10 protein-coding genes are annotated in these 13175 nt (G+C 41.6%); 8 read left to right on the top strand and 2 right to left on the bottom strand.

All coding sequences use genetic code 11. The features are described from left to right. Positions 1 to 128 precede the first annotated feature (128 nt). From ACK8HY_RS11195 to ACK8HY_RS11160, 8 genes are all read left to right on the top strand, one after another. Complete coding sequence (locus ACK8HY_RS11195) at positions 129 to 1067, top strand: aspartate carbamoyltransferase catalytic subunit (protein ID WP_077438871.1); 939 nt, start codon at positions 129 to 131, stop codon at positions 1065 to 1067. Between the two features lie 392 nt (positions 1068 to 1459). Further along, positions 1460 to 4498, top strand: a complete 3039-nt coding sequence (locus ACK8HY_RS11190) for a tetratricopeptide repeat protein (protein WP_077438872.1) — start codon at positions 1460 to 1462, stop codon at positions 4496 to 4498. Positions 4499 to 4504: 6 nt separating this feature from the next. Further along, a complete protein-coding gene (locus tag ACK8HY_RS11185) occupies positions 4505 to 6256 on the top strand; it encodes a TonB-dependent receptor (RefSeq protein ID WP_077438873.1) in 1752 nt (583 codons plus the stop codon). 40 nt (positions 6257 to 6296) lie between these two features. Beyond that, positions 6297 to 7697, top strand: a complete 1401-nt coding sequence (locus ACK8HY_RS11180; RefSeq protein WP_416133676.1) for a hypothetical protein — start codon at positions 6297 to 6299, stop codon at positions 7695 to 7697. Between the two features lie 25 nt (positions 7698 to 7722). Continuing rightward, positions 7723 to 8430 (top strand): MotA/TolQ/ExbB proton channel family protein, encoded by a 708-nt coding sequence (locus tag ACK8HY_RS11175; RefSeq protein ID WP_077438875.1) that lies wholly within the window; start codon positions 7723 to 7725, stop codon positions 8428 to 8430. Continuing rightward, positions 8430 to 8840 carry an ExbD/TolR family protein gene (locus ACK8HY_RS11170; RefSeq protein WP_077438876.1) on the top strand — a complete coding sequence of 137 codons (411 nt, stop codon included), beginning with the start codon at positions 8430 to 8432 and terminating at the stop codon, positions 8838 to 8840. Before ACK8HY_RS11175 ends, ACK8HY_RS11170 begins: the two co-directional genes overlap by 1 nt. A gap of 58 nt (positions 8841 to 8898) precedes the next feature. Next, positions 8899 to 9726 (top strand): energy transducer TonB, encoded by an 828-nt coding sequence (locus ACK8HY_RS11165; protein WP_077438877.1) that lies wholly within the window; start codon positions 8899 to 8901, stop codon positions 9724 to 9726. 11 nt (positions 9727 to 9737) lie between these two features. Continuing rightward, a complete protein-coding gene (locus tag ACK8HY_RS11160) occupies positions 9738 to 11057 on the top strand; it encodes a bifunctional folylpolyglutamate synthase/dihydrofolate synthase (RefSeq protein WP_416133675.1) in 1320 nt (439 codons plus the stop codon). Positions 11058 to 11153: 96 nt separating this feature from the next. Here the strand turns inward: ACK8HY_RS11160 and ACK8HY_RS11155 are convergent, their stop codons facing one another. Both ACK8HY_RS11155 and ACK8HY_RS11150 read right to left on the bottom strand, forming a co-directional pair. Then, on the bottom strand, positions 11154 to 12173 hold the full coding sequence (locus tag ACK8HY_RS11155) for an asparaginase (protein ID WP_416133674.1): 1020 nt from the start codon (positions 12171 to 12173) through the stop codon (positions 11154 to 11156). Between the two features lie 13 nt (positions 12174 to 12186). Continuing rightward, complete coding sequence (locus ACK8HY_RS11150; protein WP_077438880.1) at positions 12187 to 12954, bottom strand: TatD family hydrolase; 768 nt, start codon at positions 12952 to 12954, stop codon at positions 12187 to 12189. Between the last annotated feature and the right edge of the window lie 221 nt (positions 12955 to 13175).

The following is a 13175-nucleotide window of genomic DNA, read 5'->3' as shown; positions in this document are numbered from 1 at the left end:
AAAAAGCGGAGGTGCTGATTGGCCTTTGCATCGAACGGAGTGCCTGTATCGATATATACTGAAAAAGTTGTAAATCCATAACAGACACTAAAATAAAATGATTAGTAAATACTTGAATATACTATAAAATGTCATCTGCAGTAGAACAATTAAGTACTCGCCATTTGTTGGGAATCAAAGATCTAAATGAAAAAGATATCCAATTGATTCTGGATACAGCGAGTAATTTCAAAGAGGTATTAAATAGACCGATCAAAAAGGTGCCTTCTTTACGCGATATCACCATTGCCAATGTGTTTTTTGAAAATTCAACACGGACGCGGCTTTCTTTTGAACTTGCTGAAAAAAGACTATCTGCAGATATCGTTAATTTCGCGGCTTCATCTTCCTCCGTAAGTAAGGGCGAGACACTGATCGATACCGTCAATAATATCCTCGCGATGAAGGTCGATATGATCGTGATGCGTCATCCTTATGCTGGGGCTGGTGTGTTTTTGAGTAAACATGTGGATGCACAGATCGTCAATGCCGGTGATGGTGCGCATGAGCACCCTACACAAGCCTTGTTGGATTCTTTTTCCATCCGTGAGCGCTTTGGTGATGTTGCAGGACGTAAAGTAGCCATTGTAGGTGATATAACACACTCCCGGGTTGCACTATCCAATATTCTGTGTCTTCAAAAACAGGGAGCAGAGGTCATGGTCTGTGGGCCAACGACCCTTATTCCAAAACATATTACTTCCTTAGGGGTAAAGGTGGAGCATGACCTGAGAAAAGCATTGAATTGGTGTGATGTGGCAAATATGCTACGTATCCAACTAGAACGCCAGGACATTGCTTATTTCCCTTCTTTAAGAGAATACTCCATGTTATATGGTTTAAATAAGGAAATCCTGGATTCTTTGGAAAAACCGATCACCATTATGCACCCCGGACCGATCAACCGTGGAGTAGAAATCACTTCGGATGTGGCCGATAGTGAGCACTCCATTATCTTGGATCAGGTTGAAAACGGCGTTGCAGTCCGCATGGCTGTACTGTACCTCTTGGCCGGACAACGCGGTTAATTGGCATTTCCGTAACGGAACGAATAAGGCAGTGTGATCGATACAGGATAACCGAATTACAAGGTTCTTCAATCAACAATAGTATGCCTGACTTTATTTTTGGTCGGGCATATTTTTTGTGCAAAATTTCCGTTATAATACAGGGTTATACACAGATGTTAATAACTTTTGTGTAAAATAGCTCAATTAAAGTATAATTTAGTAAAATGAATAAAACTATCTTCCAACAGGGAGGGTATTTGAATTGATTTTCAATAAATTTTGACTTGTTTTAAAATAGTCAATCAGCGAAAAGAAGTCAATGGATTTGTGGTTCAAGGCAAATTTACCTCGGTTTGAAGGGAGATTCATTTACATTTGCAGATAAATAACATATTAAGGTTTCACATATTATGTATAAGAAGATTTACCAGGTGGGAGTTGCACTAACCGTTATGGCGACGCCGGCATTAGCGCAACAGACAGAATGGCAACAAATCAACAAGGCTTACAAAACTGGAATGGAATTGTATGAGCGCGGAAAATTCGGTTCCGCGTCAGCACAATTTGATCGCGTTGAAGCCTTGCGAACAAAATCCAACCTACAATTGGACGAGACGGAAGAGCTATCTTTATTAAAGGAAAATGTGCGGTATTACCAAGCTGTCTGTGCCTTGGAATTGGGCGAGTCGGATGCCGAGAATCGTTTTCTTAAATATATTAAAGATTTCCCCGTCAGCGCTAATTCTAAAGCTGCTTATTTTCAGATCGGTAAATCATATTACGCCAAAAAGGATTATGTAAAGGCGATCGAATGGTTCACAAAGATCGACAGTAAAAACCTTGCAGGTAAAGAGAATGTGGAATATCGCTTTAAATTGGGTTATGCTTCTTTTATGACGAAAGATTATAAGACGGCAAAACCATTGTTTGAAGGATTAAAAGATCAGAAAACTGAATTTCAGGAAGCGTCCATCTACTATTATGCTTACTTATGTTATTTAGATGCGGAATATAAAACTGCATTAAATGAATTTGAGCGTTTAAATGGCTCAAAACAATTTGAAAATAGCTATCCTTACTATATTACGGCCCTGTATTTCCTGGATAAACGTTACGATGATGTATTGGACTATGCATTGCCAATCTTATCGCGCACCAAGCAGGAAAACGAGACCGAGATGTTCCGTATTATCGCGGCAACCTACTTTATCAAAGGTGATCTAAAAACATCAAAAGATTACTACGATAAGTTCCAGGCACAGGACCAGGGCAAGACCCAAAATAACCAGGATAGCTATCAGATCGGTTATATTGCTTACAAGCTAAAGGATTACGATAAAGCGATCACGGAACTGGAAAAAATGACAGAGCCTGATGCTTACTACCAATCCGCTATGATTACCCTAGGGGATAGCTTTCTGAAAAAAGGAAATAAACAATCTGCCCGTAACGCGTTCTTCAGAGCATCAAAACTGGATTTTGATCCGGCGATGAAAGAGGAAGGTTTGTTTAACTATGCAAAGCTTTCCTATGAATTGGAGTTCCACCAGGTGGCTTTGGCTTCCACACAGGAGTATTTAAAAACCTATCCGAAATCAAAGCGTCAAGAAGAAGCAAAAACTTTGTTGGCAGAAGTCTTGTTGAGTACCAAAAATTACCGTGACGCGGTTGATATTCTGGAGTCTATTCCGACACGTGGTAAAGAGGCAAACGCCGCTTATCAAAAGGTAACCTACTACAGAGGGCTGGAGTTTTATAATGAGCGTGCTTTTGAAAATGCGATTTCTTTATTTATACGTTCGGAGCAACACCGTTATGATGAAGAAATTTATGCCCTGTCTACATACTGGAAGGCAGAAGCGATGTACGAAGTACGCAAGTACGGTGAAGCGGTAACGAATTTCAATAAATTTTTACGCTTGCCAGGAGCAAGTAAAACAGACGTATACGGCTACGCAAATTATGCCCTGGCTTACGCCGCTTTCCGTAATGGAAACTACAATACGGCAGCGAATTACTTTGAACGTTTCTTGGCTTCAGGTGGTTCAAAAGGTTTGGAGATCAATACCCGGAATGATGCCATCGCCCGCTTGGGAGACTCTTATTTCTCATCAAAAAACTATGGTAGAGCTTTGACCGAATATAATAAGCTGATTTCTTCAAAAGCTCCAAGTCAAGATTATGCCCTGTTTCAACGTGGTATTATCCAAGGTCTACAAGGAGACAATAATGGTAAGATCTCAACCTTAAACGCTGTCATCGCGCAGTTCCCGAATTCAAACTATGCAGATGATATTGCTTTTGAGATTCCATATACACGTTTCTTGATGGGCGAAAGCGATCAGGCAATTTCGGGACTTCAATCGATGGTGGAAAAATATCCACGAAGCAGTTATGTGCCTCGCGCGCTGGTAACAATTGGCTTGGTTCAATACAATCAGGACAATAATGATGCAGCTTTAGCGACATTCCAACGTGTAGTTGATCAATATGCTGCTACGGATGAAGCGAGACAAGCTATGCGTTCCATCGAGAATATTTACCTGGATAAAGGGGATGCAACCGGATATATCAAATATGCAACAGGAACCAACCTGGGGGATCTTTCCAAATCGGAACAAGATTCGCGGACATTCTCAACAGCGACAACCTTGTTCTCCCGTGGAAATTACCAAGGTGCTGTAGAAGCTGTAAATGCGTATTTCGATAAATTCCCGAAACCAAACCAAGAAAAATATGCGCGTTTTGTACGTGCAGAAAGTAATGCGGCCTTAGGTAATACAGAAGATGCATTGCATGATTATAATATTATCTTGAATGACTGGACATCTCCATATACGGAGCGTACATTGATTTCAGTTTCTAATCTGTATTTGAAACAAAAGAAATATAATGAAGCGACGCAACTCTTGAAGAAACTGGAGCTGACTTCTGAATATAAAGCTAACTACGGCTTCGCAATCAATAACCTGATGGTTTCCTATTATGAAATCGGTGATTATAAAGAGGCGTTAAACTATACCAACGCTGTCAAAAACTATGAGAAATCCTCGGAAGAGGAGATCGCTAATGCCTTTTTATATGCTGGTAAGTGTTATGTAAAGCAAAACAAAAAAGCGGAGGCGATGAAAGAGTTTAGCTTAGCTGCCTTGAAGAGCCGTACCGTATTTGGAGCTGAAGCAAAATATAATGTTGCGGTTATCCAGTTGGAAAACAAGCAGTATGATGCCTGTATCAAAACGGCTATGGATCTATCCGACAATTTCTCCTCTTATGAATATTGGGTAGCAAAAAGCTTTATTACAATGGCTGATGCTTATGCAGGTAAAGGGGATACATTCCAGGCGAAAGCGACATTGGAATCAATTGTGGATAACTACGATGCGAAAGATGATATTTTGCCTGCCGCAAAAGAACGTCTAAATAAATTGAACAACAAAAAGAAATAGGATACAATGAAGAAGTTGCAAAATAGAAATGTGAAGAAATATACCTTAGCAGCGCTTTTGATGGGCGTGGGATTGAATTCTTTTGCACAGGAAACAGGCAAGAAGAACGATCCTGAAAAACCGGTCACTATTGATTCTTTTGATGTTGTTCGTGATTACAAACCGATTCTTGCAGATGCTGTGAAAATTCGCCGTAGTCCTGATATGACCAACAAAAGGGAATATCAGCCCAAATTAAACTATGGTAATATTATTGACAAAAAGTTGGATATCAACACTGGTCTGAAACAATTGAATGTGCAGGAGATACCATTTGCACAACCTTTTGAAAACAGCAGCAACTATGTCAAATTTGGAATAGGTAATTATAACTCGATCCTGGGTGAGGCATACTTGGCGTCGGAGCAATTTGAAAATACACGTTTTGGCTTATTTGCGAAACACTTGAGCCAAAAAGGAAATATCGAAGGGCAGAAATTCAGTACACAGGATGTTGGCATTTTTGGACGTCGTGTGCTAGATGCCGTAACGGTAAAAGGTACCTTAGGCTACAACAGATATGGTACGAATTTCTATGGTCAGACATTTGACCAGCCAGGAACAACCTTACTGAATATATCGCCGGACAAACAGACATTTACCGATATTTATTTAAACGGTGAGCTGGCAAGCAATGTTGACCCAAAGAATGAGCAAGCGCTAAGCTATTCTGCAAAAGTAGATGGTTACCTGTTCAAGGATGCCTATAAAGCAAAAGAAAATTCTTTCGCTTTGTCCGGATATTTAAACAAACGCATGAGCGCGTTTAATGTCGGGGCCAACATGAGTGTGACCATGAACAATGTCAAAAACGAAAATGACACGGCCAATGTGAAAAACAATTTGGTTTTGATCAATCCATATATCCGATTTAAAGGAGATAACTATAACGTAACCTTGGGTGCCAACCTGACTTCGGAATTTGGTGACGAGTCCCGTTTCAATGTTTTTCCATCGGTGGAAGCTGATTTTTCTTTGGCTCCGGAATACATCTCTTTATTTGCCGGTGTTAATGGTAATGTGAGACAGGGCTCGTTCCGTAACTTTGCAAAAGAAAATCCTTATTTGGCGCCAAATGTCAGAATCGCCAATTCCATTGAAAAATTGAATGTGTATGGTGGTTTGAAAGGCAACGCCGGTGCAACATTCGGTTATAAAGTAAAGGTGTTCTACAAACAGATCGAAGGATTACCTTTGTTTAAGAATAGCGCCTTTGGCGATGATCAAGGTGGGTATATTCCTTGGGCTTTTGATGTGGTTTATGATGGCCAGATCAACAAAGCGAAGCATATGGGATTGGAAGGGGAGATCAATGTACGCCTGTCTCAGTTGGTTAATCTAGGTGGTAAAGTATTTATTGATGACTATAACCTGAGCGACGAGGAAGAGGCTTGGGGCTTACCTAAATTTAGGTTACAGGCCAATGCGCGTTTCAATATCTCAGATAAATTCTTTGTGGATGCCGAGCTTTCCAGCCAAGGCAATACTTATGCATATGTTTACGATTATAACACCGACGGGAGCCGTATAGCGGATAGCGGTCATAAAGTGACCATTGCGTCCTTTGCGGATCTAAATGCTGGTGCTGAATACCGAATTAAAAAACAATTTGGTGTTTTCGTGAAAGCAAATAATATCTTTGGGAAGGAATATCAGCGTTACATGTATTACCCAAGATTGGGATTCAACGTAATTGGTGGTCTTAATTATTCGTTTTAACGAATTAAGATTATAAATTTGCACTTTAAATCATAGAACAATGAATCTAGGCAAAAACATCAACAGTTTATTAAGGCGCTATGCAGAAGTATACGTGCCCGGAATAGGTGTGTTCAAAAGAATTCATTCTCCGGCCCAATTTGATAAACAGAACAATGTGTTTTTGCCGCCTATATCCTATGTCGAACTGGATTATTCTGCACAACATGGATTCAATATTGTGCATTATATCCAACAACAGGAAAATTTGAGTTTGGGGCAGGCGCAGCAAATTCTTGATGATACTGTCGGGGGATTAAGGAATGACTTAGGACAATTTGGTCAGGTGAAACTTGATGATCTCGGTCTATTGATTAGTTATGGTTCGAGTTTGGTATTTAAGCCTTTGGACTTATCGGGCTTTGATTTTCAACCGGTGGTCAATCTTGTTGGTCCAGAAATCGAAACCGTTATTCCGGTGCGGGAGGACGAGCATAGGCTTGCTGAACCAGACGAACCGATCACCCCGGAGCCTGCCGAAGAAGAGAACGATGAGGAGATAGCTGTCCTTAACAGCGACACTGAGATCGAAGAGGCAGCTGCGGACGAGCAGCATGCGTTGCACGCAGCAAGCGAGGGTACTGTTACAACCGCTGAACCAGTTACCGAATTGGTTGAACCTATGGCTCCAACTGAAGAGGAGGATATTGTGGATGAGGATTCCAGTGTTGAAGCTGAGCCTGTAGCTACTGCAGCTATGTCGGCAGTAGCTGAGGATAACGATAACCAGCTCGCCGCAGAGGCGGAGAAAATTGAGCAAAAAGAAATTGGTGCGATTGCCGCAGCAAATTCTACTTATGCTCCTAATATTTACGAGGAGGAACCACGCAATTCAAATGCGATCTGGTACTGGCTAACAGCGGCTATAGTATTGGTCATGATTGCCGTGGGTGTCTTATATACCAACCCGGGCTTGAAAAATTCACTGTTTGGGGGAACACAACCAGCCCTGAAATCTGGCGTTGATACCATTGGGCAGAAAAATAATTTGTCGACCAATGATACAACAGGCAATGCGCTTGCAGCGGATAGTTTAAATAAACTGGATACTCTGGCAAAATCAAAAACAGATTCATTAAAAGGTACAGCAGTAGCTGTTGGTAACAAGACTCCAGAAAAGACGCCGGTTTTGCAGGCTGATCCGGTTATCAAAGAATCTATTCCTGTAGCACAACCAAAGTATCAAGTCGTTATTGGTTCGGCGCGTACAATGCTGCAGGCAGAGGAAGAGGCGAAACGTCTCCGTGCGCTGGGCTACAAGACTGCACGCGCTGTGGAAGGAAAGTTTAAAAGGAATAGAAAGAAAATCATCTTGAATACCTACATGACAAAAACGGAGGCTGACCTCGCTAAGAAATCCGTGGAGAAAAAAATTGAAGGTGCTTGGGTAGAAACATTATAGAAACTATATAAAACTATTAATAATTATGTCATTAGTGCAAGATACAGCAAAGGCCGCTGTAGATACGTTTAATCAAGCTGCGCAACAACCATTACCTGCTGCTGCTAGTACAGAAAACATGAGTTTGATCGATATGATGATCAAAGGGGGATGGATAATGATTCCAATCCTATTATTGTTCTTTATTGGATTGGTGATCTTTTTTGAACGCTACCTGACTATTCGCAGAGCGGCCAAATACGATAATAGTTTGATGTCACAAGTGAAAGCAAATGTATTGTCGGGCAATTTGGACTCAGCCTTGGCTGTATGTCGTTCCAGTAACACGGCTTTAGGACGTATGTTGCAAAAAGGTCTATTGCGCGTCGGCAGACCGATCAAAGACATTGAAGGGGCGATTGAAAATGTTGGTAAACTTGAAGTTGCCAAATTGGAAAAAAATATCAATATTCTTGGTATTATCGCGGGTATCGCACCGATGCTTGGTTTCGTTGGTACTATCTTTGGGGTAATCAAGATTTTCCACGAGGTAGAATTGGCGGGTGGTATCGATATCGCATCCGTATCCGGTGGTCTATATGTGAAAATGGTGTCTTCAGCTTCGGGTCTTGCTGTCGGTATCCTGGCTTATTTAGGCTATCATATCTTAAATATGATGGTTGAACGATTGATTTTACGTATGGAAACCGATGCAGTAGAATTTATTGATTTATTGGATGAACCAGGAAGATAATGAACTTACGAAGTAGAAAAAATAAACCTTCTGCCGAAGTACATACTTCAGCGCTAAACGACATCATGTTTTTCCTGATGTTGTTTTTCCTGTTGGCATCGGCAGTTTCGAACCCGCAAGTAGTCAAGCTATTGTTGCCAAAGTCAAGCGCAGGTGAACAATCTGTCGCGAAAAAAACAATTACTATATCGATCACCAAGGAATTGGGCTATTTTATCGATAAATCCCCAGTTCCAATAGAAGGTTTGGAGGCGGCAATCCAATCTCAGATGGCCAGCGGCGAAGAGTTGACAATTATGTTATATGTCGATAATACCGTTCCTATTCAGAACGTGATTTCAGTCATGGATGTAGCCAATCGTCTAAAAGTGAAAGTGGTGCTGGCAACAGAACCCAAAAAAGATAAATAGGGGCAATTAAACTTTTTTGAAGTTTATTGCTCATATGTTAATATAGGAGATTTATACAATGAGATATCATCTTCAACACGAAGAAAATAACTTCCCCAAAGCCTTGGGGATATCTACATTGGTCATGGCATCACTGCTGTTGATTGGCTTCTTTGTGGTTTTTAAGGCGCAGGCCCCGGATGAGTATGGAATGGGCGGTATGATTGTCAACTATGGTACCTCTCCGGAAGGGATGGGCGATGATTATATGAGTGTGGAAGAACCTTCGGTAGATCCCAATGCCAATAACGAACGTCCGGATCGTATCGATCCTGTGGAGACCCCGACGCCTACGCCAACACAGCAAGTTGCTGAAAAAGCGGTTGTCACACAAGATCTGGAAGAAGCTCCAGCGGTAACCAAGACGGAGAAGAAAGTGGTGTCAAAAGCTCCCGAAACGACCAAAGAGACAAAGGCCGTGGCACCTCAGGCAAATGCGAAAGCGCTTTTCAAAGGAAATAAAAACAACGGTAAGGGCGCTGGTGATGGTACTGGTACAACGCCGGGAAATCAGGGCTCTAAACTGGGAGATCCTTTGGCCAGCAATTACGGCGAGGGTGGGTCCGGTAACGGTAACATGATGTTATCCATTGAAAACCGTAGTTTCACCCAACGGCCTAGTATTGATGACAATGGTCAACAGGCCGGTAAGGTCGCTGTTGAATTCAGGGTAAACAAGCAGGGGATTATTACCTATGCGCGTGCGGGCGTAAAAGGTACAACGATTACAGATCCTACATTGTTAGAGAAATGTGAACGTGCCGTCCGTGGTGCACGGTTAAACCAATTGCCGAATGCACCGGATTCCCAAACAGGACGGATTGTATTCAATTTTAGATTAAGATAAAAATCATTCAAATGAATGCTTATAAAGAGGCAATCGAGTATCTGTATACTCGATTGCCTATGTTTACAAGGGATGGTGCCTCAGCCTTCAAAAAAGACCTTGATAATACCATCAAACTTTGCAATGCGCTGGATAACCCGCAGCAAAAAATCAAAACCTTACATATTGCCGGAACTAACGGAAAGGGATCTACCTCCCATATGCTGGCGGCGATATTAGCTCAGGCAGGTTATAAAACCGGACTCTATACTTCCCCACATCTGCTGGATTTCAGAGAACGTATCCGTGTCAATGGTGCCATGTGTGAACAGGAATTCGTGACGGATTTTGTTCAGCAACATAAGGCGCTGATCGAGGATGTGCAACCCTCTTTTTTCGAAATTACCGTAGCGATGGCTTTCGACTATTTTGAAAAAAATAAGGTCGATATTGCTGTTATTGAAGTAGGACTCGGAGGACGATTGGATAGTACGAATATTATCCAGCCGCTGCTGTCCGTCATTACCAACATCGGCTTTGACCATATGAATATGCTTGGAAATACATTGGCTGAAATTGCAGGGGAGAAAGCAGGCATTATTAAAAAGCATACACCAGTGGTGATTTCGGAATATGCTGCCGAAACCGCAGCCGTATTTTTGGACAAGGCCCAGGTAGAACAGGCTCCTATCCAATTTGCTTCCCAGGTCTATCAAACGAAAATGCTGCTTGTGGATCAGGATTACCTAAGTATTGAAGCGATCGATGCAAATGGTGCTGAAGATCTTTATCAATTGGATCTCAAAGGATCCTATCAGGTGAAAAATCTCGCCGGCGTTCTTTTGGCAGTCGATGAATTACGTAAGCAAGGTTTTGAAATCAGCCCGCTTGATGTACATGAAGCCTTGAAGAATGTTCAGGCGAGCACAGGTATCCAGGGGCGTTGGCAACAGCTGTCCAAAGATCCTTTTGTCATTTGTGATACGGGACATAATGAGGACGGCATTCATGAGGTTATAAAGAATTTAAATAACACAACGTATAACAAATTGCACTTTGTAATCGGAGCTATGCGTGATAAAGACTTATCGCACATGTTACCTTATCTACCCAAAGATGCTCTTTATTATTTCTCCGCACCGGATATGCCTAGGGCGCTGCCTTCGGATTTACTTCGCAAGGAGGCTACAGCTTTTGATTTGAACGGCCAAGATTACGTTTCTGTACAGGAAGCTTTTGAAGCAGCTAAAGCGGCCTATGAAAATGGCGATCTGATTTTTGTGGGGGGGAGTAATTTTGTGGTGGCTGAGGTTCTGGCAGACATAGCAGCGAAGTCTGAACCTAAAGCTTAAAGAACAAGGATCAAAGACGTCCGCTTGATAGGCCTAAGCTTATCCTGCGCAGTCCATGATCCTTGTTCTTTATATCCTATCTTTTGGACAGCTTTTTTAATCGTTAACTGTCAGTTCCCCACGGATATCTTTTTCTACCCAGTAGGCAACTTCTTTTTGGTCTTCGAGCTCGCCTTGAAGATACATCAATTTGGTAACAGCTGCTTCAAAGGTAAGATCATAGCCATTGAGCACGCCAATGGCTTTCAGACCCTGTGAGGTCTCGTATCGTCCTAGTTCGACCGAGCCAACTTTACATTGTGAAATATTAAGGATATTCTTGCCCTGTTCTATTGCTCCTTTTAGCAGATCCAAAAACCAGCTGTCTGTAGTGGTATTGCCGGATCCGAAAGTTTCCATCACAATAGACCTTACATCCGAATCAAGGACAGATTTGATCGTCTGAGCAGATATCCCCGGGAAGAGCTTTAATACAGCAACCCGGTTGTCCAACTTGGTATGTAAGATAAACTCTTTGTCAATATTATTTAATAACGCATCGTTATTGTATTTAAGATGGATACCGGCCTCCACGAGCACAGGGTAATTAGGCGATCTAAATGCCTCAAATTTAGCCGAGTTATATTTGAAAGAACGATTCCCACGAAACAACTTGTTATCGAAAAGGATACAGACTTCCTGGATGATGGAAACACCATCTTGTTTTGCCGATGCAATTTCCAATGCCGTCATCATATTCTCACGCGCATCCGTGCGGATCTCTCCGATTGGCAGCTGCGAGCCAGAGAGGATAACTGGTTTTTGAAGTCCCTCTAACATAAAACTCAATACTGAAGCCGTAAATGCCATGGTATCCGAGCCATGTAAAATAACAAAGCCATCGTAGCTGGCATAGTTATCTTTGATGATCTGGGCCATTTCGATCCAGATTTCCGGTTTCATGTTGGAGGAGTCAATGATCGGCTCGAAAGAATGTACGGTCAGTTTATAATCCAGACGGCTTAAATCGGGAAGATTACGTTTAATCAGCTCAAAGTCAAAGGGAACAAAAGTACCCGTTTCATCTTTGACCATTCCGATTGTTCCACCAGTGTAGATAATAAATATATTGTGCATGGGATTCTATAAATTATATACCAAAAATACGTTTTGAATTCGCTGTTGTAATTTCTGCGACCTGTTCAATAGACATCGCATGTAAGTCTGCAACCTTTTGGGCGACATAAACCAGGTAACTGCTTTCATTTTCTTTACCGCGGTAGGGGACTGGGGCAAGGTAAGGGGCATCAGTTTCCAATACGATATGTTTTAAATCGATTTCTTTGACAACATTGTCCAATCCTGCTTTCTTAAAAGTGACAACACCACCTATGCCAAGTGCAAAACCCAGGTCAATCGCATGCTGGGCCTGTTCTAATGTTCCTGTGAAACAATGAAGGATACCAAATAGCTTGTCGTCTTTAAGTTCTTCCAATAATTCGAACAATTCGGTGAAGGCCTCACGGCAATGGATATCTATCGGTAAGCCGAGTTCCTTAGCCCATTTCACCTGTGTTCGAAAAGCATCTTTTTGGATGTTTAGCGTACTTTTGTCCCAATAAAGATCCAGTCCAATTTCACCTATGGCATGGACTTTGTTGTTCTCCAAGCTCTTTTGGATGTTGTTTAATTCCTCCACATAGTTTTCCTTGACATCGCAGGGGTGTAGTCCCAGCATAGGAAAACAGTGTTCAGGGTACGCCGTCACGGTATCGAATACAAGTTTGATGGAAGCACTATTTACATTTGGTAAAAACAGTCTTCCTATATGGTTGTCTAAACAACGTTGCAAGTGTTCTTGTAGTTTATCGGTACCTGCGTGGTAGTAAATGTGTGTATGTGTATCAGTAAGCAACATAGTTTTCTGCGTGGAGGCAAAAGCGGATTAGGGTAAAAACTTCTTTTTATTATTATCGAATAAAGAGGTAGGCTTCATTACCAAAATTTCAATTCGTTCTCCAAAGATAACTTATTAATTAACAAAATGAAAATTAATAACGGATTCTCTTATTACGGGATATTTGTACCAGGGAAATCTAAAAAGAGAATTTGGGTCATATATGGGCTATACATTTTTCT

This window comes from Sphingobacterium sp. NGMCC 1.201703 (assembly GCF_047784615.1).
Lineage (GTDB): Bacteria > Bacteroidota > Bacteroidia > Sphingobacteriales > Sphingobacteriaceae > Sphingobacterium.
Note: the sequence above shows the minus strand (reverse complement) of the source record. Positions and strands in the feature narration are given on the sequence as shown.

Bases quoted from the DNA above. Each gene is read 5' to 3' on its own strand.
- ACK8HY_RS11195 (WP_077438871.1), top strand. From the start codon at position 129: ATGTCATCTGCAGTAGAACAATTAAGTACTCGCCATTTGTTGGGAATC.
- ACK8HY_RS11190 (WP_077438872.1), top strand. From the start codon at position 1,460: ATGTATAAGAAGATTTACCAGGTGGGAGTTGCACTAACCGTTATGGCG.
- ACK8HY_RS11185 (WP_077438873.1), top strand. From the start codon at position 4,505: ATGAAGAAGTTGCAAAATAGAAATGTGAAGAAATATACCTTAGCAGCG.
- ACK8HY_RS11180 (WP_416133676.1), top strand. From the start codon at position 6,297: ATGAATCTAGGCAAAAACATCAACAGTTTATTAAGGCGCTATGCAGAA.
- ACK8HY_RS11175 (WP_077438875.1), top strand. From the start codon at position 7,723: ATGTCATTAGTGCAAGATACAGCAAAGGCCGCTGTAGATACGTTTAAT.
- ACK8HY_RS11170 (WP_077438876.1), top strand. From the start codon at position 8,430: ATGAACTTACGAAGTAGAAAAAATAAACCTTCTGCCGAAGTACATACT.
- ACK8HY_RS11165 (WP_077438877.1), top strand. From the start codon at position 8,899: ATGAGATATCATCTTCAACACGAAGAAAATAACTTCCCCAAAGCCTTG.
- ACK8HY_RS11160 (WP_416133675.1), top strand. From the start codon at position 9,738: ATGAATGCTTATAAAGAGGCAATCGAGTATCTGTATACTCGATTGCCT.
- ACK8HY_RS11155 (WP_416133674.1), bottom strand. From the start codon at position 12,173: ATGCACAATATATTTATTATCTACACTGGTGGAACAATCGGAATGGTC.
- ACK8HY_RS11150 (WP_077438880.1), bottom strand. From the start codon at position 12,954: ATGTTGCTTACTGATACACATACACACATTTACTACCACGCAGGTACC.